This window comes from Acinetobacter sp., assembly GCF_050285345.1.
Lineage (GTDB): Bacteria > Pseudomonadota > Gammaproteobacteria > Pseudomonadales > Moraxellaceae > Acinetobacter.
The window spans coordinates 1-20,797 of the sequence record NZ_JBLZXR010000083.1 but is presented as its reverse complement, the minus strand read 5'-3'; the positions used below and the strand labels follow the sequence as shown (position 1 = coordinate 20,797).

The 20,797-nt window shown below is 42.4% G+C and carries 17 protein-coding genes; 5 read left to right on the top strand and 12 right to left on the bottom strand.

From position 1 onward, the window contains the following. Positions 1-57 precede the first annotated feature (57 nt). Positions 58-2,781: a DUF2339 domain-containing protein gene (locus ACN6OV_RS07410; protein WP_427951421.1), complete on the bottom strand. Its 2,724-nt coding sequence runs from the start codon at positions 2,779-2,781 to the stop codon at positions 58-60. Positions 2,782-2,944: 163 nt separating this feature from the next. Between ACN6OV_RS07410 and polA the strand changes: the two genes are divergently transcribed. Further along, positions 2,945-5,710 carry a DNA polymerase I gene (gene polA, locus ACN6OV_RS07405; protein ID WP_427951418.1) on the top strand — a complete coding sequence of 922 codons (2,766 nt, stop codon included), beginning with the start codon at positions 2,945-2,947 and terminating at the stop codon, positions 5,708-5,710. Positions 5,711-5,850: 140 nt separating this feature from the next. Here the strand turns inward: polA and ACN6OV_RS07400 are convergent, their stop codons facing one another. From ACN6OV_RS07400 to ppx, 5 genes are read right to left on the bottom strand one after another with little or no spacing between them, the layout of a single operon-like run. Beyond that, positions 5,851-6,414 carry a YggT family protein gene (locus ACN6OV_RS07400; protein WP_427951415.1) on the bottom strand — a complete coding sequence of 188 codons (564 nt, stop codon included), beginning with the start codon at positions 6,412-6,414 and terminating at the stop codon, positions 5,851-5,853. A gap of 27 nt (positions 6,415-6,441) precedes the next feature. After that, entirely contained in the window at positions 6,442-7,272 is an 831-nt protein-coding gene (gene proC / locus ACN6OV_RS07395; RefSeq protein ID WP_427951412.1) for a pyrroline-5-carboxylate reductase, read from the bottom strand. Continuing rightward, complete coding sequence (tilS, locus tag ACN6OV_RS07390) at positions 7,269-8,645, bottom strand: tRNA lysidine(34) synthetase TilS (protein WP_427951409.1); 1,377 nt, start codon at positions 8,643-8,645, stop codon at positions 7,269-7,271. Before tilS ends, proC begins: the two co-directional genes overlap by 4 nt. Continuing rightward, positions 8,582-9,406 (bottom strand): acetyl-CoA carboxylase carboxyltransferase subunit alpha, encoded by an 825-nt coding sequence (locus tag ACN6OV_RS07385; protein WP_067763448.1) that lies wholly within the window; start codon positions 9,404-9,406, stop codon positions 8,582-8,584. Before ACN6OV_RS07385 ends, tilS begins: the two co-directional genes overlap by 64 nt. 33 nt (positions 9,407-9,439) lie before the next feature. Further along, complete coding sequence (gene ppx / locus ACN6OV_RS07380) at positions 9,440-10,960, bottom strand: exopolyphosphatase (RefSeq protein WP_427951407.1); 1,521 nt, start codon at positions 10,958-10,960, stop codon at positions 9,440-9,442. 269 nt (positions 10,961-11,229) lie between these two features. Between ppx and trxA the strand changes: the two genes are divergently transcribed. From trxA to ACN6OV_RS07365, 3 genes are all read left to right on the top strand, one after another. Further along, positions 11,230-11,556 carry a thioredoxin gene (gene trxA, locus ACN6OV_RS07375; RefSeq protein WP_427951404.1) on the top strand — a complete coding sequence of 109 codons (327 nt, stop codon included), beginning with the start codon at positions 11,230-11,232 and terminating at the stop codon, positions 11,554-11,556. 325 nt (positions 11,557-11,881) lie between these two features. Further along, positions 11,882-13,150: a transcription termination factor Rho gene (gene rho / locus ACN6OV_RS07370; RefSeq protein ID WP_004812998.1), complete on the top strand. Its 1,269-nt coding sequence runs from the start codon at positions 11,882-11,884 to the stop codon at positions 13,148-13,150. Positions 13,151-13,559: 409 nt separating this feature from the next. Then, on the top strand, positions 13,560-13,811 hold the full coding sequence (locus tag ACN6OV_RS07365) for a hypothetical protein (RefSeq protein WP_067763454.1): 252 nt from the start codon (positions 13,560-13,562) through the stop codon (positions 13,809-13,811). A gap of 334 nt (positions 13,812-14,145) precedes the next feature. Here ACN6OV_RS07365 and ACN6OV_RS07360 read toward each other — a convergent pair whose 3' ends face one another. The 3 genes from ACN6OV_RS07360 to pheS form a co-directional block, all read right to left on the bottom strand. Further along, positions 14,146-14,442, bottom strand: coding sequence for an integration host factor subunit alpha (locus ACN6OV_RS07360; RefSeq protein ID WP_067763456.1), 297 nt, complete (start codon positions 14,440-14,442; stop codon positions 14,146-14,148). Next, the gene (gene pheT, locus ACN6OV_RS07355) at positions 14,439-16,820 is read right to left on the bottom strand and encodes a phenylalanine--tRNA ligase subunit beta (protein WP_427951400.1); all 2,382 of its coding nucleotides are present in this window, start codon (positions 16,818-16,820) and stop codon (positions 14,439-14,441) included. The genes ACN6OV_RS07360 and pheT overlap by 4 nt, the downstream gene beginning before the upstream one ends. 131 nt (positions 16,821-16,951) lie before the next feature. After that, positions 16,952-17,932: a phenylalanine--tRNA ligase subunit alpha gene (gene pheS / locus ACN6OV_RS07350; protein WP_427951396.1), complete on the bottom strand. Its 981-nt coding sequence runs from the start codon at positions 17,930-17,932 to the stop codon at positions 16,952-16,954. A 159-nt stretch (positions 17,933-18,091) separates the two neighbouring features. Here pheS and ACN6OV_RS07345 point away from each other — a divergent pair, with 159 nt between their 5' ends. Next, positions 18,092-19,123, top strand: coding sequence for a hypothetical protein (locus ACN6OV_RS07345; protein ID WP_427951393.1), 1,032 nt, complete (start codon positions 18,092-18,094; stop codon positions 19,121-19,123). Between the two features lie 197 nt (positions 19,124-19,320). Here ACN6OV_RS07345 and ACN6OV_RS07340 read toward each other — a convergent pair whose 3' ends face one another. From ACN6OV_RS07340 to ACN6OV_RS07330, 3 genes are all read right to left on the bottom strand, one after another. Further along, positions 19,321-19,533 carry a hypothetical protein gene (locus ACN6OV_RS07340; protein WP_427951390.1) on the bottom strand — a complete coding sequence of 71 codons (213 nt, stop codon included), beginning with the start codon at positions 19,531-19,533 and terminating at the stop codon, positions 19,321-19,323. A 97-nt stretch (positions 19,534-19,630) separates the two neighbouring features. Next, complete coding sequence (locus ACN6OV_RS07335; RefSeq protein ID WP_427951388.1) at positions 19,631-20,182, bottom strand: adenylate kinase; 552 nt, start codon at positions 20,180-20,182, stop codon at positions 19,631-19,633. A 74-nt stretch (positions 20,183-20,256) separates the two neighbouring features. After that, positions 20,257-20,637, bottom strand: coding sequence for a hypothetical protein (locus ACN6OV_RS07330; protein WP_427951385.1), 381 nt, complete (start codon positions 20,635-20,637; stop codon positions 20,257-20,259). Positions 20,638-20,797: the final 160 nt, after the last annotated feature.

The following is a 20,797-nucleotide window of genomic DNA, read 5'->3' as shown; positions in this document are numbered from 1 at the left end:
GCATTTAGCCAACATCGATGATGCTTCTTTCAGTCCAATGCTCCATTACACCATACATTAGGACTCAATCTTGTCATTCGGCATGGGTGCAATATAAGCAATCACTAACATAGCCAAACCTGCGGCCATAAATGAAATCACCCGCATCAAGGTTCCGACATGCGATAAATCCAGCAGCACCAATTTCAACGTCACAATCACTAAAATGCTACCGCCCAATAACCAGACTGCACGTAACTGGCGTTGACTGGCGAAACGCATACTGACCAAAGCCAAACTGACCCAAAGTAGGGTAAAACTCAGCTGTATCGTCGCATCGCGCCAAATGTCCAAACTGTTATAAGGCGTATCGAAATAGACATGTAAGGCACGAAGAATCACATAACTGCTGAGCCACAATAGCCCCAGCACACTGGATAATGCCCCTAAACTTCGATCTAAACCTGATTTTAGTTGTTGATTCAGCATCCATAAAAATCCTGCCAACATCAGTAAGCTCACTACATCAAAAGGATTCAACACAGGTAACAGATAACCCATAAACGCCTGCTGACTAAACAGTTGTGAACAAACAATCCAAATCAGGGTCAACATTAAGTTGCTCCGTGCCTGCCAAAACATTTTCCATGTCGGCTGCGTGGTTTGCCAATAGCACCATGCACAAAACAGCAGCGGTAAAATCACTACACTGATATAAGGCATGGTCGGCAGCAAGGTCAGACTGGTCCATGCTAGGCTCAACAAAACTCCGAAACTTACCCACTCTTTTTCTTCGCGTACGCCCAGCAGCGGTCTTAACCAAAACACGCTCAACAACACACCGGCAAGCGTAAAATACAGTCGTTCGCTTGGCGTCTGCCAGATTAATTGCCCTTGCTGACTTACCTCCATGATTTGATATAAGGCCAAGACATATACTGGGATAATCCCAATCCATTTGATGATCGACCAACTCCAAGACGCCTGACGCAGCAATAAGATTTCATTCATCAGCACATAGCACAGACTCACCATTAACAGGCTCTGCGCAATTTGATCTGGCGTGGTGAACCAGTCGAGAAGTAACATCAGTAGCATACAAGTTGCAGACAACATTTGCAGACATTGAAAGGCAATTGTTGAGGTCGAAAGCTGCTGATGAAACGATGGGACTGCATGAGTCACCAAGATCGCTGCAAAATAACTGAAACACACACCCCAGTAAATTTCACTTGGAAATCGATTCAGCTCAACAAAATAATACAGACTCGAACAGCCAGCCATCACCAACAGCGCCATCGCCAAATAGCGACTAATTGCAGAATGACGGTATAAGGCAAAGATAAAGATCAATGCCCCTTCAACAGCCCAACCGACGACACTCCATTTATCAGGTAATAAAATCGGGGGAATCAAGGCCAAAAAGATCAGCATTAAACTGAAATAACTTTGTGCAATCAGCTTGATAGAATGACTGCGTTGACTGAGCTGATACAACAACACAAAAACTGCTGCAAACAATAGGCTAAAACCAGCTTGCCAAGCGGTCTCCTCAAAAAACATCAAATACAAAGTAAAATACGCTGCCAAAGGTGCTGCAAAAATCAACCCGATATCTAATGCTGGTTTTAAATGAAATTGAGCCAAATCTTGTTGCGCCAGCAATTGACTGAAACGAAAACTCAGCCAGATAAAAATTGCTGCATGACCCAAGACCAGTCCGCTTATGACATAACGTTCAGTACTGTAGCCCTGATAAAACGCATACGCCCCACCCACGATGGCCGTCATAAGAAATGCTATTTGATTCAGATATTTCCAAGGCCTTAAGGTACTCAGCACAGCAACGGCGATATTAATCACCAAATAGTAGGCAATCAACTCAGTCGCCGTGGCATCACGAACTGGTAAGGTAAAAGGTGCAATATAGGCGATCAGCATCGCCATAATGGCCAATTCAACCGATTGTTGTTTTAGACTTAGTCGAATCGTCAGCAGCATAATGAGCAAATACACGGCACTCGCCGCAGCAAAGCTTGCAATCACTGCATTATAATAAGCAAAAAATAAGGTCAAAAATAAAGTGGCCAGTCCCAAACCTTCAAGCGCTAAACCAAAACTTCGATTCTGCGGCTGCATACGATAACCGAGCATCACGACAGCGCTACTAACTACACTGACCATCAATAATTTAGCGGCAAGACTGAATTGCCAATGTTCAGTAGCGAAACGCAGTAACAATACTATCCCAATCACTAAGACCAAAACTGCGACTTTTAAGACAGGATTGCCCTGAAATAACCAATATTGAATTTGAGCAGACAGACTTTGATTGGACGATTGAACTTGGCTTTTATGTTCAGTTGTTCGCGTTGCTGAAATGGAGGTAGATAAATGCGTGTCCTCTTTTGCATTGAATTGGGTTGCAGTGGATTGTTTCGCATATAGTTGCTGTGCATGCTGTAACTGTCGTTCCAACCGTTTCAGCCAACGTAGAAACACATACACCCAGACCGTAATACCCAAAGCAACCAAATAATTCAGCTCGGTCAACGCACCGACAATGATGATCAAGGCCGCAATATAGAGAGGAATTTTCGACGTTACTGACGAAACAACTTGTGGCTGGGTCAATGCATTGGCTGCGTATTGCACATCATCCACATAGCTCATGACACTCATGATGAAGGCAATGCCGCTGATATAACTCAGCACACGAACATCCAAATACCATGCGCTGATACCAATCATCATCAGCGCCATCAGCCAAATCAGCTTTATTTCATTATTCTGTTTCAGCATACCTGCTTCGTCATTATTCTGAATCCTTCAATCATACATGAGCCGAACAGTGGCTTTGAAAATATTCATCAGTGATTGGGTAAATTGCATATACAATCTAGGGTCAGCGTGAGTGACAAAAATCACGTACAATAAAACCGTTTTTAGGATTAGGAAATTATCAATGCCACCATTTGTCTTGGTCGATGGGTCATACTTTTTATTTCGTGCCTACCATGCACTGCCACCATTAACCACTTCAACCGGTTTACACACCAATGCAATCCGAGGTGCCATTTCTGCCATCCAAAAATTGATGCGTCGTATCCAACCGACACACATGGCGGTAATTTTCGATACCCCTGAACCGACATTCCGTCATGAACTGTCCCCGATTTATAAAGGTGACCGTCCGAGTATGCCGGATGAATTGGCTCAGCAAATCCCGTATTTACATGCCTTAATTCGTGCTTTGGGTATTCCACTGCATATGCTGCCGGGCGCTGAAGCCGATGACATTATCGGGACTTTGGCCAAACGTGCAGAAGCTGCGGGTCATCAAGTGCTGATTTCAACCGGTGACAAAGACATGGCACAACTGGTCACTGAACGTGTGACACTAGAAGACAGCTTCAAAGACAAACCGATGGACATCCAAGGCGTTTTTGACAAGTTTGGGGTCTGGCCGAATCAGATCATCGACTACCTGACCCTGATGGGCGATGCTTCCGATGGGATTAAAGGTGTACCAGGAGTTGGGGCGAAAACAGCAGCAAAATTATTGACCGAATATGGCTCGATTGGTGGCATTTTAGAAAATGTCGATAAAATTAAAGGCAAAGTCGGCCAAAACATTAAAGACAATGTCGAAGGAATTACACTGGATCATCAGTTGGCCAGTATTGTCTGTGACCTCGACATGGGACTGAAATACGAAGACTTGAAACTGTTAGATCCGAATACCGCAGCGCTGCGCAAGCTTTATACTGAACTTGAATTCCGTAATCAACTCCAATCGCTTGATCATCCGAACAATCCAAACAGTGCCACTTATAAACAGGCAACAAAATCCATCACCACCACTGCCAGTGTTGCCAATGCCCCTGAAGTTGAAGACCAAGCAGATAAAACCAGCGTGGACGATCAACTCGGTGAAGCACGCTATCACACAGTATTAAATCAAGATGATTGGGACATTTTATTCAAGCGTCTGAGCACTGAAAAACGTTTCGCTTTTGATACTGAAACCACCAGTCTGGATTACCGTGTGGCACAGGTGGTTGGTTTCTCGGTGGCTCTAGATGCCCATGATGCCTATTACATTCCGTTGGCACATGACTATGAAGGTGCACCTGCACAGCTGGATCGCGATACAATTTTAAATCAGCTTAAGCCTTTGCTTGAAGATGACAGCGTAAAGAAAATTGGTCACCACCTGAAATATGATGCACATGTACTGGAAAATCACGGCATTCATTTGGCGGGGTGGTATTTTGATACCATGTTGGCTTCCTACGTTTTAAACTCTGTGGCAACTCGTCATGGTATGGATGACGTTGCGCGTCTTTATCTCAGCCATCTCACTACCACGTTTGAACAAGTCGCGGGGAAAGGGGCGAAACAAAAAACTTTTAACCAGATTGAGCTTGAAACCGCAGCACATTATGCGGCTGAAGATGCGCATGTGACTTATCGTCTGTATGAAGTTTTGGATAAAAAACTACAAGCCCATCCTGAACTGGTCAATATTTTGCACAATATCGAAATGCCTGTGGCGCGTGTGCTGACTTCTATGGAAGAAAACGGTATTGAGTTGGATATGAACTTCCTTGACCAACTCGGTGTGGAATTTGCCAATACCATTCAAAACCTTGAAGCTGAAATTACCGATCTTGCCGGTCAAAGTTTTAACGTCAGTTCACCCAAACAAGTTGGTGAAATTCTATTTGATAAATTAGGACTCAAAGGCGGTAAAAAAACATCAACCGGTCAATACAGTACCAGTGAAAGTGTTTTAGAAAAAATCGACCACCCGATTACCGATCTCATTTTGGAATATCGTGGTCTGTCTAAACTCAAAAGCACCTATACTGATGGCTTACTCAAACAAGTCAATGATGAAACCCATCGTGTACATACCAGTTACCATCAGGCATTAACGGCAACGGGTCGTTTATCATCTACTGATCCAAACTTACAAAATATTCCAATTCGTGAAGACATTGGTCGTCAAATCCGTAAGGCTTTTATCGCACCAGAAGGTCGTATCTTACTCGCAGCCGATTACTCACAAATCGAACTGCGTTTAATGGCACATTTCTCGCAAGACCATGCATTGGTCGATGCCTTTAATCATGGCCAAGACGTGCATCGTCGTACCGCGGCAGAAGTTTTGGGTATTCCTTTAGAAGATGTCACCAGTAACCAACGTCGTCAGGCCAAAGCGGTAAACTTCGGTCTCTTGTATGGCATGTCTGAGTTTGGTTTAACCCGTCAGTTGGGCTTTAGCCGTGAAGAATCACGTAGTTATATCGGCAAATATTTCCAACGTTATCCGGGCGTACTGGAATATATGGAACGTACTCGCCAAGTCGCACGTGAACAAGGTTTTGTCGAAACCATTCTTGGCCGCCGTCTGTATACCCCAGACATTATGGCCAGCAATAAAATGGTGAAGCAAGGCGCTGAACGCGCAGCGATTAATGCCCCACTGCAAGGCTCTGCCGCGGACATCATTAAACTGGCAATGATTGCGGTGGATAAAATCTTACCGCAAGATCAAGCCAAAATGCTGCTTCAAGTGCACGATGAATTGGTCTTTGAAGTCGATGAAGCCATTGCCGATGAATTAGCGACAAAACTGACTGAAGTAATGCAATCTGTCCTGAAAATTTCAGTGCCATTGATTGTGGAAGTCGGTAAAGGCAACAACTGGGACGAAGCACACTAAAGTATTTACGCCTTCCTCCTTCTAGGAGGAAGGTTGGGATGGAGGTAAGGTCTTCTGAACAGAAATTTTTTGTTCTGTATCCCTCAAAAAAATAAGCCACAAAAAAAGGACGCCTAGGCGTCCTTTTCAATTTAACCAGATTAAAGACCAGTTAATAGCGTAATCGCCACTTGCTTCATAATGGTTTCAGCCACCAATAGAGCCAAGATTGCAAAGATTGGCGATAGGTCAATCATGCCCATATTCGGCAAAATACGGCGGAAAGGCGCAAGTAATGGCTCGGCCAATTCCTGTACTACTTCAATATACGGTGAACGTGACTGGCTAAACATCACCACCCAACTCAAAATAATCGATGCAAAAATTAAGTAACGGCAGAAACGAATTAAATCCTGAATCATGGTCACAAAGGTCATGATGATCAGATGAAAAGGACTATTAACCGCCACACCAGACAAATACATCAAACCAAACATTTTCAATAAATACAGTACGATAACTAATACTAGTGCTGCGGTATTGACACGTCCTTTAGCCAAAGGTGGAAAAATCCGGCTAAAAATATCAACAATTTTTGTGGCTTTTGCTGTCGCCAAAACCACAGGGTTATATGGACTCACAGCAGCAAGCTGCATTAAAAAACGGAAAAATACGAGCAAAATTGCAACGTTAATAATGATTCCAAAAATCTGAGCAGAGCCCATACTTGAACTTTCCTAAATCTAATCGAATTACTTGGTGCTTTCGCTTAACTCTTCAGCCAACTCTTGACTACGTTTTTGTGCAGCAGCCAAAGCAGCTTGAATGTTTTGAGAGATCTGCGCACGATCAAACACTTCAATCGCTGCTTGAGTCGTACCATTGGGTGAAGTTACATTTTTACGTAACTCTGCAGGATTATTTGAACTGGTAATCGCCATTTGCGCAGCACCCAAAGCAGTTTGCAAGGTTAATGCCGTAGCCACTTTTTCATCCAGCCCCATGTTTTTACCCGCGCGGATCATACTTTCCATCATATAGAAAAAGTAAGCTGGGCCTGAACCTGAAACCGCTGTCACTGCATCAATTTGTGCTTCAGAGTTTACCCAAAGTGTAAGGCCTGTAGAAGCCAAAACTTGACTTGCAAGATCACGGTCTGCTGTAGATACCGCTTCACCTGCATATAGACCATGTGCACCAGTTTGTACAAGTGCTGGGGTATTCGGCATCACACGGACAATGCGCTCTGTGCCTAATAGTTTTGAAATCGTTGCAATTTCTGCACCCGCAACAATTGAAATTACCAGTTTACCTTCAAGCAAACCTTTAAGTGGAGTTAACACCTGAGCCAAAACTTGTGGTTTTACTGCAAATAATACAATGTCCGCATCACGAATCGCAGCAACGTTATCGTCAGTCACATGTAAATCTTTTTCCAGCAAGAGCTCACGGACTTTTTCTACTGGATCTGAAACTGTAATTCGTGTCGTTGGGACACCTCGAGCAATCAGGCCACCAATTAAAGCCTGTGCCATGTTGCCGCCACCAATAAAACTGATATTACAATTTAGAATTGCGCTCATGATTGAAGATCCGATATTGCAGATTTAGCGTAAAGAGATAAAGTTGGTAACCAGCCCTGTGCTGTGCAGTATTCAGACTGTGCTAACCAAAAGCCCTGAGGCGTAAAGACGCCTAGCATAACATTATCTCGGCTTAATATTTGAATTGTATGACGTCGCCATGGAAAAATTTGCGCTTGCTGAATGGCTTTCTTTAAGGGCCAACTACCGACGCGACCATATAAATGGATTTTTTCCCCCCCCACCCGTGAGCTAATAGTCAGCTCTTGATTCAAAAGTTCTACTGCAAGTCCCATTGCCGCAGGTTGGATTTTAAAATGTCCTGAGGGCAATTCAACTTCTTGCTGTTCATGCAACCTTAAAGATTGAGAAACTTGAATTGGAACTGTTTGTACATAGTCAGTTTTTGCAACACGATGAAGCTGCTGCTGAAAACGCAGATAATAAAAACCATTCCAATGCAATGCTGCTTGAGAGTCCTCACGTGATGCAATCACTTCATCAAAGAGCCGCTGTACCATATCAAAACTTGGACGATACTGCCCCTCACCTTTCATCCATGCAGAAAGCAGTTGTCTTTGACGCGCCATAGAAAGCTGTTGTAAACAGTCCAGTTGAAGCACAGCCGCCGAACCGCAGCGCTGTAAATCCTGCTGTAAGACTTCCTGCAAAATTTCATCGGCATCTTGCATCAGATAACTGCTGCGGCTGAGTGCTTGCTGCATTTTCGGAAAACGAGCATTAAGAACAGGCCACAAAATTTCACGACTCCACGCCCGATCATAATCAGTATCAAAATTGGTGAGGTCTTGAATATTTTGCACATTCAGTTGCACAGCCCATTGGCAAATTTGCTCACGGGAAATATCCAGAAGTGGCCGCCAAATGGTAAATTCATCTCGAACATCAAGCTTTTTCATTGCCGCAAGGCCATGTACCCCTGCCCCAGAAAGCAAACGCAACACTAAGGTTTCTGCTTGATCTTGCTGATGATGGGCCAAGACTAAAATATCATGAGGCTGAAGATGTTGCCGAAAGGCTTGATAGCGTGCGGTACGTGCTTGATTTTCCAAATTACCTTGTGCAACCTGAACCGGTTGAATCATACATGGAATATTCAACAGTTGGCATTGCGCCATTACGAACTCGCCCCAACGGGTACTGTCAGCCTGTAATTGATGATCAATATAGACTGCACGAATTTTTTCAGGGCATAGAAACGACATAAGATGCAGCAGTAACATGGAATCCATGCCACCACTACATCCTATTAAAAATGAGCTGTGTTCAGGCAGCGCCTGAATTTGACTTAAGCAGTCAGCCCTAAATTGTCGCTGCCAAACTTCATTAAACGCTGATAACGCGCTTCGCATCGTTCGTTTGCATCCATTGGTTGCAATTCTTCCAGAGCCTGCTTCAACACGACTTTTAAATCCTGCATGACTTTTTCAGGGTTTAAATGCGCGCCTTCAGCTTCGTCCACCACATATTCCACAATACCGATTTTTTGCAATTTGTCGGCAGTTAACGCTAATGCTTCACTTGCTTGTTCTGCTTTTTCAGCAGTTTTCCACAAAATAGAGGCACAGCCTTCAGGTGAAATCACAGAATAAATACTATGAGATAGCATGATTACACGGTCAGCCACACCAATACCCAATGCGCCACCTGAACCACCTTCACCCAATACCGTTGCAACAACAGGTACTTTTAAAGATGAAAGTTGTGCCAAACTGGTCGCAATCGCTTCTGCTTGACCACGCTCTTCTGCACCTACACCTGGGTATGCGCCCATAGTATCAATAAAAGTAAACACCGGTAGATTAAAACGTTCCGCCATATCCATTAAGCGCTGCGCTTTACGGTAGCCTTCAGGATTACTCATACCGAAGTTGTGCTGTAATTTTTCACGGGTACTGCGACCACGGTGCTGACCTACGATCATGACTGGTTGACCATCTAGACGAGCCAAACCGCCTATCATCGCACCATCATCACCAAAGAGGCGATCACCATGCAAAGCATCGAACTCTGTAAAAATTTCGCCAACATAATCCAAAAACTGCGGACGTTCAGGATGACGTGCGATCTGAACCGTAGTCCAGGCTTTAGATTGAGCTGCTTTATTTTTCATGGGTCGATCATTATCCCTAACTTAACTGGTCTGTTAATTGATAAATTGTTCCGACTGGATATTTAATTCAATATCCCAATGCTGAAATTGCGCCTGCTCATCATGCAAGTCTGCAACCAACAAAGGCCACTGTTTGGCATCACCAGAAACACTTAGCTGCCATTGTTGCGCATTGTCCACGCTCAATTCAATGGCAGGAAGCATCTCATCACTACGACTATGATTAAGTAAAACTGCTAAACGAAGCAATAGACATAAGTACACAAGTTTGTTACCACCAACTTTCATCACATCAACGCGAGCATCGCTGCGCAACTTCCGACGATGGTGGGCAACCAAGTGTGAAAGATGGTTTTGATCAATTTGCGAGAAACCCGGAATATCCGAATGTTGTAATAAATAAGCGCCATGGCGATGGTAACCACTATGACTGATGGCTAAACCAATTTCATGTAAATAGGCTGCGCGGCGCAGTAAATCACTGTCATCACTGGTTAAGCTCAGCGCTGTCGCGATACCATTAAACAGTTGCTGTGCGGTATTGACCACACGTTCTGCTTGTTTCATATCGGCGTTATAACGCCCCATCAAAGCATGTACAGAACGATCACGAACATCTTCATGCTGGAAACGACCGAGCAGGTCATACATCACGCCTTCACGTAAAGCGCCATCCGAATACACCAGACGATCAATCTTCAGCACATCAAATACTGCATATAAAATGGCAATACCCGCAGGCAAAACTGCTCGACGATCATCTTTCAGACCTTCAAACTCCATTTCACTTACATGCTTATATTTGAGTAATTTGTCTTTCAGCTTAAATAGACCGTCGCGTGTCAATTCTTCCTGATCATTACTCCAACCCATATTCACACAAATCTGGCGGCAAGCTTTAATCGTACCACTTGAACCGACCACTGTATCCCAACCCGCAGCTTTATAGGTATTGGCAATGCCGGCAATTTCTTTACGCGCTGCATTCACCGCTTTATCAAAACATTTTAGGCTAATTTCGCCGTCTACAAAGAAAGCTTTGGTAAATGCGACACAGCCCATTTGCACCGATTCGGTATGAATTGGTTCAAATTCTTCACCAATAATCAGTTCTGTTGAACCACCACCAATATCAATCACAAGGCGGCGACCGCTATTGGCCATGGTATGTGACACACCAAGGTAAATCAGACGTGCTTCTTCACGACCGGCAATAATTTCAATTGGTTTGGGTAAAATTTCTGCCGCTTTTTGAATAAATTCATGACCATTTTTTGCTTGACGCAAAGCATTGGTTGCGACAATACGTAAACGATTGGCCTGAACAGGATTTAAACGGCCAACAAATCTAGCCAAACATGCCAAACCGCGTTGCTGTGCGGCTTCGGTCAAATTCTTATTTTCATCAAGACCGGCTGCAAGCTGTACTTTTTCTGACATTGATGCAACTTTTTTAACTTCCCCATGATCCACCCGGGCAATGGCAAGATGGAAGCTGTTCGACCCCATATCGATGGCAGCAAGTAATTCTTCATCAATTAAAAAATCAGACATTATTCAAAAAAACCTGTTCAGAATTGTGCCTAGATTAATTCACATGCATGTAATTTAAAAGCCATTTATGCACATGAACTGCTGAACACGCGAATATTTAATATCGAATGCATTCAATAACCGTATACGATGATCAGCATCGCGATCATCCATTAGACAAACCGGTTATTCAGGTCGAAAATTTACATAACCCCCTACATTGTTATAGTTGGCTATGTAATACTTAGATGCATAGAGTCAACCAAAAAATTAATTCTGGAGCAAATTCCATGTCTGGTAATATCGTAAACACAACTGATGCAAACTTCCAAACTGACGTATTAGAGTCTGACACCCCTGTACTTGTAGATTTCTGGGCAGGTTGGTGTGCGCCTTGTAAAGCGATTGCGCCAGTACTTGAAGTTCTTTCTGCAGAATATGAAGGTAAAGTGAAAATCGTTAAAGTGGATGTGACCTCTTGCGAACAAACTGCAGTGAACTACAACATCCGCAATATCCCTGCTTTATTGATGTTTAAAAATGGTGAAGTGGTTGCTACTCAAGTTGGTGCTGCACCTAAATCTAAATTAACCGCATTCATTGAAGAAAACATCTGAGTTTTTTCAAACAAAATAAATGTAGTGAAATACGCTGTTTTCTACAGCGTATTTTTTTTATCGATAAATTGACAAAAGCCCCGTTCTCTCTTATATTGCTTAATCAAGAAATAAAGGATCTCAAATCCTGTCATTTTCTTACAACACAACACATAAAATGCCGCTCGGCAACAAAATTGTTTTCACATATCTCTTCAAATAACGAATCAGATCTCTGAATTGTTTTGTGCAAATCAATTGCTATCGTTTCTTGCATGATTGCGGCCAATTTGTTGCTCCCTTTTCCAACCTGTACCTCAGAATTTTAGATTCTATCTGACCACCTATGAACTTAACCGAACTCAAGAAAAAACCGATTGGCGAACTCATCAAAATTGCCGAGTTTATGGGCCTCGAAGGAATGGCTCGTAACCGTAAGCAAGATATTATTTTCGCCATCTTAAAGCGTCACGCAATGAACGGCGAAGAGATTTTTGGTGACGGCGTTCTAGAAATTCTGTCGGACGGCTTTGGCTTCTTACGCTCTGCAGCGGGTTCTTATCTAGCCGGCCCTGACGACATCTATGTGAGCCCATCACAAATCCGTCGCTTTAACCTTCGTACTGGTGACACCATTACAGGTACAATTCGTCCACCGAAAGAAGGCGAACGTTATTTTGCATTATTAAAAGTTAATCAAATTAACTATGACACCCCCGAAAACTCACGTAATAAAATTTTATTTGAAAACCTGACTCCTTTATTCCCAACCGAACAATTGGTGATGGAATTGGGTAACGGTACAACTGAAGATTTAACTGCACGCGTAGTTGACTTGGTTGCTCCAATTGGTAAAGGTCAACGTTCAATTATTGTTGCACCGCCAAAAGCGGGTAAAACTATGTTGTTGCAAAATATTGCACAATCAATTGTTCGCAACAATCCTGAATGCTTCCTAATCGTACTTCTGATTGATGAACGTCCAGAGGAAGTAACCGAAATGGAACGTACTGTTCGTGGTGAAGTCATTGCATCAACCTTTGATGAATCCCCTGCACGTCACGTCCAAGTCGCTGAAATGGTGATTGAAAAAGCAAAACGTCTGGTTGAACATAAAAAAGACGTGGTGATCCTGCTCGATTCGATTACCCGTTTAGCACGTGCTTACAACACGGTGATTCCATCTTCAGGTAAGGTTTTGACCGGTGGTGTCGATGCACATGCGCTAGAACGTCCAAAACGTTTCTTTGGTGCTGCACGTAATATTGAAGAAGGTGGTTCACTGACCATTATTTCTACTGCATTGATCGAAACAGGCAGTAAAATGGATGAAGTGATCTACGAAGAATTCAAGGGTACAGGTAACCAAGAGATTACCCTTGATCGTCGTATTGCAGAAAAACGTGTGTTCCCTGCAATGAACATCAAGAAATCTGGTACCCGCCGTGAAGAGCGTTTAATGTCTGAAGATAACCTGCGTAAAGTTTGGATTTTGCGTAAGCTTCTTCATACTCAAGACGAGCTTGCGGCTATGGAATTCTTGCTTGATCGCATGAAAGAAACCAAAACCAATGATGATTTCTTTGATCAGATGAAACGTAAAGCTTCAAACTAAGTTTGCAGCTTTGATAAAAAGGCCATCTACAACGATGGCCTTTTTATTTGGTTGACTTCACTTACACAAAGAAACAATTGACGAGATTTCATGTAAACTTATTTACAAGTAAATGATTATAAAAAAAATATTATTAAAAACCCTAGACTTTTTAGGAGCTTATTTCGTACTTCTCCAATATAACTCTTTTCTTTAATTGTTATTTTCTGTTAAAAAGTGGACAGTTTTTTGCCTTTTTTCACTGTTTTTTCAACGTGGCTAGTAGCATTTCAAAATGCTCGGTGATAGCATACACGCAGACCAGTTAGACTGCTCTTGCATTTTACTACCTAGTCCACTAGGCATAATAAAAGCACACAACAGACTAACGCAGGTTATTTTTTAATCTCATATTTTAGAGAGTGATGCCATGTTATTCAAAAAAATCGCTATTGCTGCTGCAGTTGCTACTACTTTAGCTTTCGTTGGTTGTGCTAAAAAAACTGAAGAAGCTGCTCCTGCTGCTGCATCTGAAGCTGCTGCTTCTGAAGTAGTTGCTGCATCTGACGCTGCTGTAGTAGAAGCTGAAGCTGCTGCTTCTGAAGCTACTGTTGCTGCTTCTGAAGCTACTGTTGCTGCTTCTGAAGCTACTGCTGCTGCTTCTGAAGTTGCTGCTCAATAATCTATACGATTATTCAGTACAAAAAGAGAGCCCTTTGGCTCTCTTTTTTATTGCCTATACTATTGTTAAAAATATCAAATCACAGAATAACGAAGCCTAGATATTTACTCGCATTGCTCACAAAATTTATTTTTTCTTTCTGTGTTTCTTAAAGAGAGTGCTAGATTTTATAACGTTAAACAATCTCAGACATAATCCTTAAGCAGAGTTTTATAACACCTATCTGTAACGCTTATCTGATATCGTTGCAACATAAAAATAATGAACTCATCATAAAACCATGCGCTATCGACTTGGGTTAATCATCCCATAATTTTAGGCAAAAAAAAGCAGATCAATCGATCTGCTCTGTTCCTACGCGTTGACGGAATTTTTGTCCCGCACGGAAGGTAACTACACGACGGGCAGAAATCGGAATTTCTTCACCCGTTTTCGGGTTACGGCCTGGGCGTTGACGTTTGTCACGCAACTCGAAGTTACCGAAACCAGAGAGTTTAACTTGTTCCCCAGAGATTAGCGCTTGGCTAATCTCATCGAAGAATAACTCGACCATTTGTTTTGCTTCACGACGGTTTAAACTCGTGAGCTCACTTAAATGATCAGCCATTTCTGCTTTTGTTAATGCTGTCATGAAGCCCTCAATGTCGCATGGTAAGTGTTTTCCAACACCTGAAGTATGTTATCCATACCGGATTTGATTTCAGCATCTTCAAGTGTACGTGTTGGATGTTGCCATTGAATCGCAAATGCCAATGAGCGTTTGCCTTCTTCAACACCTTGACCCGTGTACACATCGAACAACCAAACCGAGTCTAAAAGCTCACCGCCTGATTTTTCGATAAGTTGCTGAATTTCACTAACATTAATCTTATCACTAATTAAAAGCGCAATATCACGTCGAACCGATGGAAAACGTGATAATTCTGTAAAATTAGATACATAAGTTTGCAAAACAGCCGATTGATCGATTTCTGCGACCCAAGTTGTCGCTAAATCAAGTTCAGCCTCTAAAGAAGGGTGCAAACGACCAAAGTAACCAATCGACTGTCCATTCAGCAAAATTTCAGCAGATTGGCCAGGATGTAACCACGCACGTGTTGAACGTACATATTCAACCTCTAAACGTGCTGCCTTTAAGATTTCTTCAATATCGCCTTTGAAGTCAAAGAAATCCATTGGCTGAGCTTTCGCATGCCAAGATTCAGTCGCACGCGAACCTGTCGCCACCATCGCAAAAGTTGGAATTTGTTTGAGATCATGGATGCTACTGGCACCTTGATAATCAAAACGGAGTCCTAACTCATAGAAACGCACACGGTTTTGCTGACGGTTAACATTATATTGCAGGCATGGAATCAAGCTTGATAACAATGTTGAGCGCATCACTGCAAGATCGCTTGAAATTGGGTTTGCCAATGCCAACGGCTGACCTTGTGGATTCAATTGTTTTTCAAGTTTTGCATCAGCAAAGCTAAAGCTAATCGCTTCTTGATAACCTAAAGTCACCGCAGTTTGACGTAATTGTCCCAATTCAAATTGATCTTGGTATTTCGCCAGTTTCACATCAATTACAGGTAAGCTGATTTGAATATTGTCATAACCGTGAATACGAGCAACTTCTTCAATCAAGTCTTGGTAAATCGTCATATCGAAACGGTGCGATGGCGGAACAACCGTCCACTCACCTTCAGCTTTCACTGTAACCTTGCAACCTAAACGGGTTAACGTATCGGTAATAAAGTCGCTTTCAACTTTATAGCCAAGCAATTGATCTACTTGTGCTTGATTGAGTTCAATGGCTTCGCGTTTTGGTAGCAATTCAACTTTTTCAGCAATAGTGATTGGACCAAACTCACCACCAGCCAAATCAGCAATGAGCTGAGAAGCACGGTGCATTGCGGTCATCGGTAATTCAAAATCTACACCACGTTCATAGCGCTGTGAGGCATCAGTATGTAAACCGAAGCTACGCGCACGACCCGCGATATGTAATTGATCGAAGAACGCAGATTCTAGGAAAATTTCTGTTGTTTCATCAGACACTGCTGAAGACAACCCACCCATGATGCCGGCAATCGCTAAAGCTTTATCGTTATCTGCAATCACCATCACATTTTCAGAAAGTTCAACTTCTTGCTCATTCAGCAAGGTAAGCTTTTCTGCTGCTGTGGCTTGGCGAACATGTACCGAGCCATTCACTTTACCGCCATCAAATGCGTGTAACGGTTGACCAAGTTCCATCAAGACATAGTTGGTAATATCGACCAAAATACTGTGTTGACGAATACCTGCACGGACTAAAGCACGTTCCATCCATTCAGGTGTTGGCGCTTTGGTATTGACGTTTTTAATCACACGGCCGAGGTAACGTGGACAACCTTCTGTTTCAAGAACCACTTGTTTTGCATCAGTGATGCTTGCTGCAACTTCTTTAATTTCAGGTGCAGTCACAGGAAGTTGGTTAATCACCCCAATTTCACGGGCAATACCACGAATACTGAAGCAGTCACCACGGTTTGGTGTAATACTGATGTCAATCACGTTGTCATCAAGGTCGAGATATTCACGGATATTTACACCGACAGGCGCATCACTGGGTAACTCCAAAAGACCGTCGATTTTATCTTCTAAGTCAATTTCTGAAGCACCGCACAGCATCCCTTGTGATTCCACACCACGAAGTTTGCCTTTTTTAATTTTAAAGTCACCCGGAAGTACCGCACCAATGGTCGCAACTGGTGCTTTCATGCCTACACGTACGTTTGGTGCACCACAAACGATTTGTAAAGGCTCACCTGAACCGATGTTAACCGTAGTTACACGTAAACGATCTGCATCTGGATGTTGTACCACAGTTAAGACTTCACCAACCACGACACCTGTAAAGGGTTTTGCTGCAGGTGATAAATCATCAACTTCAAGACCCAACATCGTTAGTTGATCAGAAAGCGTATCGCTATCAATGGCTGGGTTAACCCATGTACGTAGCCAATTTTCGCTAATTTTCATTTCGTTAAAAACCTATAAATCTAAATTCTTGAATCCCGTTCTCACTCTTCTTTACTCAACAGAAGAGCGCCCTGAATCACATTTGAACACCACTCCCCTTTGAAGGGAGGTCAGGGAAAGGTCTAAATTTTTTAAGCAAATTGGCGTAAAAAACGCACATCATTTTGGTAGAACATACGTAGGTCATTAATGCCATAACGTAACATTGCAAAACGCTCAACCCCCAAACCAAAGGCAAAACCTTTATATTGATCAGGATCAATGCCGGCAGCACGCAATACGTTTGGATGCACCATACCGCAGCCCAACACTTCTAACCATTTACCGCGCTCATCCATAATATCCACTTCCGCACTTGGCTCAGTGAATGGGAAATATGATGGGCGGAAACGTACTTTAAGATCTTTTTCAAAGAACTCATTCAGCAAGTTCACCAATAAGCCTTTGAGCTCTGCAAAGCTGCTATTTTCAGCCACGTACAGACCTTCGATTTGGTGGAACATTGGAGAATGTGTTTGGTCTGAGTCACAGCGGTAAACACGGCCCGGGCACACAATACGAATTGGTGGCTGAGTCGTTTCCATAGTACGGATTTGCACACCAGAAGTATGGGTACGAAGCAAGTGATTGACATCGAAATAGAAAGTATCGTGCATGGCACGTGCAGGATGGTGACCTGGAATATTCAGAGCTTCAAAGTTGTGATAATCATCTTCAACTTCAGGCCCAGTCGCCACAGTAAATCCCGCTTTGGTAAAGAACTGGCAAATACGTTCTTGAACTTGAGTAACGGGGTGAATACTGCCCACCGTTTGTCCACGACCAGGTAAGGTAATATCAATCGTTTCACTAGCAAGCTTTTGTTCTAATGCAGCTTTTTGTAGTTCAGCTTGACGAGCAGTCAGTGCGCCAGTAATCGATTCACGAACGGCATGAATTTGTGCCCCAAAAACTTTACGTTCTTCTGGGTTCATTTTGCCGAGTGACTTCGATTGTTCCGCGAGCTGGCTTTTTTTCCCTGTAAATTGCACTCGCACTTGGTCGAGTGTAGCAAGGTCTTGAGCTGCTGCAATCGCAGCGAGCGCTTCAGTGGTCAGGGCTTCCAGTGACATAGTAACTCTCAAAGCAACAATTTAAAAAAATAATATAAACCCCTTATTCTAACAGTTTTTAGCCGTTATGATGAAGCGCATTCACAAGTTAAAATTGCATTAGCATCAAGTTTTAAAAAAAGTATAAGATAAACACAATATCAATGGGATCCTATCTCTATGGCACTTGATCCAATCTGGAAACAGCAGCTCGTCCTTGTGACTTATGGTAATGAATTTCTCAGCCAAGATTTAAGTTTTCAACGCTGGTTACATCATCATATTTTTGATTGTCACAGTTTCCATTTTCGTGATTTGCTTTCACAGCATTTATTGGCGCAACATTTTCAGATTTGGCTAGAAGGCTTAAAAAAACAAGGCGTACAACGCTTGAGTTTACATAGCTCAAGCCTTTTAAATGATGAACAAAATCCCAATGCCAATGTCGAGTTATTGCCCTTTGCACATTTTATTGTGAGTCATGAGCAGCATAAAAAGCAGGCCTGGATTTTTGGTAAAGAATTAGCAGAATGGTACAGCGCAGATAATGACTACGAAGCACCCGCCAGCCAACAAATTCACATTCGTCGTGAAACGTTTTGGCGCTATGACTTAAATCATAAATTAATTAAACGTATTGAAGCCGATCTTCAGCCACCAAATTGGGATGATATTGACAGCTACACCGAAAGTGAGTTGTTCCTACAAAAACCCGCCGAAGGTTTCACGGATCCGGAATCACTCGGCACTCCTTATTATGGCACTCAAATATCTTTAGAATCAGATTCAGCTGACACTGTTTATTTATCGTTATTACCAACAGATACTCAAGCCGATTTTGCTCACAACAGCTTACATCGCCTTGATGCGTTGGATCGCTTTATTCAACATCAGATTCAACAGCCTTACCATAAAGATGGCTCAATCCTAAGTCCTGAAGAACAGCTGAATTTGCGCCATTTTACCCAAAAAACCGATGATTTAACCGCAAAATTTATTGTTAAAGTGGCCAATCATTACAAGACAGCCCGCTTAACACTGCCTGCTGAAACTTCATCGCCCTTAGAAGGTATGAGAACAGAAAATCGTCCATCAGCCCACCCTAAATCCAGCGCACCGAACCATCCACACAAACCCGGTGCCGGTGGTGTGATTACTCTGATTATTATTACTGTGGCCATTTGTCTCTTAGCTTATTATTTCGGACTTTAATCACTTTTAAGCTGCATTAAAGTTTAAGGAGCCCTTCATCTGAAGTAATGCCAGTCAGTTAAGGATTTAAAAGTTAAAAATAAGGTCAGTAAGACGTAAATTTAGCTCACTTTAAATCCAAATATAAGGAAATTTAGGGTAATAAATAACCCGAATTTCCTTAACTGATCAGCATTACTTCATCTGAAGGGCTTTTTTTATGAGGTAATTAAGTAATTAAACGGTCTAATTTCCAGTTTTACTCGGTGTTGATCCGCATGCTGATTGATATAGTGACTGACCGAAACGACTTCGCCTTCAATTTGTGCATCTGCACCGTACATAATTTTGACTGCCTCACCTTTACGAGGAATCATTTCCAATTCAACTGTAATACTTCCTTGTCCCATTCCCACAATTTCTGCCAGCATTGCTCTTCTCCTTGTTATTTTTTCACCTAATTTAATATTAGAATGTCGTCGAAAAATGTTTAAAGATCATTTATGTAAAAAACCAATATTGCTAAAACTAGACCACATATTCATAAGAATCCAACTGTGCTAAAAACTGCTCTACTTCTTTCGGTGTTTTTAATCGAATCCACTGAATATATTGATACTCTGGCGCGGACATCATTTTTAAATATTTATTGCGATTCTTTTTATGGGTCTTAATCATCCACCATACCATCGAATTGGGTCCGAACATACGCCATAAACTGTCTTGGTTATTTGAGTTTGGCCACAAATCTTGTTTGGACTTCGACCGAGAAACCGTACGCTTAATTGAACGGTATAAATTGATCGGGAAAGGTAAATCCAACCAGATCACGGTATCAATTTCCGCCCATTTAACAGGGATTGCGCGGGTATAATTTCCATCGATAACATAGCCATTTTTAGCCTTGGCCATTTCAGCTTCAATACGGGCAAAAAAGATTTCATCCGGACATTCTTGCCAATCATCGAGCCAAAACAGGATGTCCAGTTCGATGTAATGCAGACCTAATTTTTCCGCCAAAGCTTTGGAAAAGGTTGATTTTCCTGTAGCAGAGGTACCAACTACATTAATTTTTTTCATTTTGGTCATTCAAGTTTGCGGTTTTGTCTCCCTCAGTAATACACGATATCGCATCGTTTCACCATGGTTAATTTTCAATCACCATCGTAGTCTAATTCACCCTCATCTAAATTGATAAAATCAGCGGTTGGGGTTTGATCAAAACGCACAGCTTGAATAATGGATTGATTCAATAATTTCGCTTTGGCTACACGATGCATCCCATCCATCACCCGACCTGATGCACATAAAATAATGGGATAGCTTAAATCTGCAGCTTGAACCAAGTGCATATGTTCAATGATTTGCTGTGTGGTCGGTGCAGATTTTGGAAACCAATAGGCTTCATTTAACTCTTGAATATCAGTCAATGCGACCTGTTGAACTTTTAAATTTTGACTTAACACCACTAAGCGATGCACATCCCAAATATGGATATCCTCACCCACTTGGCGAAAATGGTATTGTTTGCGCATTTTCCCCTCTTGATTAAAGCCTTCAACCCATACAATTATTGAGCCATAAAAAAAGACCGCTAAAAGCGGTCTTTTTTAAGCCATAAAGACTTATGCAGCTAATGCATCTTTAGCTTTAGAAGCTAAAGCAGCAAATGCAACTGCGTCATGCATAGCGATG

Excerpts from the sequence above, each read along its gene's own strand:
- ACN6OV_RS07400 (WP_427951415.1), bottom strand. The coding sequence starts at position 6,414 with ATGGGCTCTGCTCAGATTTTTGGAATCATTATTAACGTTGCAATTTTG.
- tilS (WP_427951409.1), bottom strand. The coding sequence starts at position 8,645 with ATGCGAAGCGCGTTATCAGCGTTTAATGAAGTTTGGCAGCGACAATTT.
- proC (WP_427951412.1), bottom strand. The coding sequence starts at position 7,272 with ATGAGCGCAATTCTAAATTGTAATATCAGTTTTATTGGTGGCGGCAAC.
- pheT (WP_427951400.1), bottom strand. The coding sequence starts at position 16,820 with ATGAAAATTAGCGAAAATTGGCTACGTACATGGGTTAACCCAGCCATT.
- ppx (WP_427951407.1), bottom strand. The coding sequence starts at position 10,960 with ATGTCTGATTTTTTAATTGATGAAGAATTACTTGCTGCCATCGATATG.
- rho (WP_004812998.1), top strand. The coding sequence starts at position 11,882 with ATGAACTTAACCGAACTCAAGAAAAAACCGATTGGCGAACTCATCAAA.
- pheS (WP_427951396.1), bottom strand. The coding sequence starts at position 17,932 with ATGTCACTGGAAGCCCTGACCACTGAAGCGCTCGCTGCGATTGCAGCA.
- ACN6OV_RS07410 (WP_427951421.1), bottom strand. The coding sequence starts at position 2,781 with ATGCTGAAACAGAATAATGAAATAAAGCTGATTTGGCTGATGGCGCTG.
- ACN6OV_RS07365 (WP_067763454.1), top strand. The coding sequence starts at position 13,560 with ATGTTATTCAAAAAAATCGCTATTGCTGCTGCAGTTGCTACTACTTTA.
- ACN6OV_RS07330 (WP_427951385.1), bottom strand. The coding sequence starts at position 20,637 with ATGCGCAAACAATACCATTTTCGCCAAGTGGGTGAGGATATCCATATT.
- ACN6OV_RS07340 (WP_427951390.1), bottom strand. The coding sequence starts at position 19,533 with ATGCTGGCAGAAATTGTGGGAATGGGACAAGGAAGTATTACAGTTGAA.
- trxA (WP_427951404.1), top strand. The coding sequence starts at position 11,230 with ATGTCTGGTAATATCGTAAACACAACTGATGCAAACTTCCAAACTGAC.
- ACN6OV_RS07360 (WP_067763456.1), bottom strand. The coding sequence starts at position 14,442 with ATGACAGCATTAACAAAAGCAGAAATGGCTGATCATTTAAGTGAGCTC.
- ACN6OV_RS07345 (WP_427951393.1), top strand. The coding sequence starts at position 18,092 with ATGGCACTTGATCCAATCTGGAAACAGCAGCTCGTCCTTGTGACTTAT.
- ACN6OV_RS07385 (WP_067763448.1), bottom strand. The coding sequence starts at position 9,406 with ATGAAAAATAAAGCAGCTCAATCTAAAGCCTGGACTACGGTTCAGATC.
- polA (WP_427951418.1), top strand. The coding sequence starts at position 2,945 with ATGCCACCATTTGTCTTGGTCGATGGGTCATACTTTTTATTTCGTGCC.
- ACN6OV_RS07335 (WP_427951388.1), bottom strand. The coding sequence starts at position 20,182 with ATGAAAAAAATTAATGTAGTTGGTACCTCTGCTACAGGAAAATCAACC.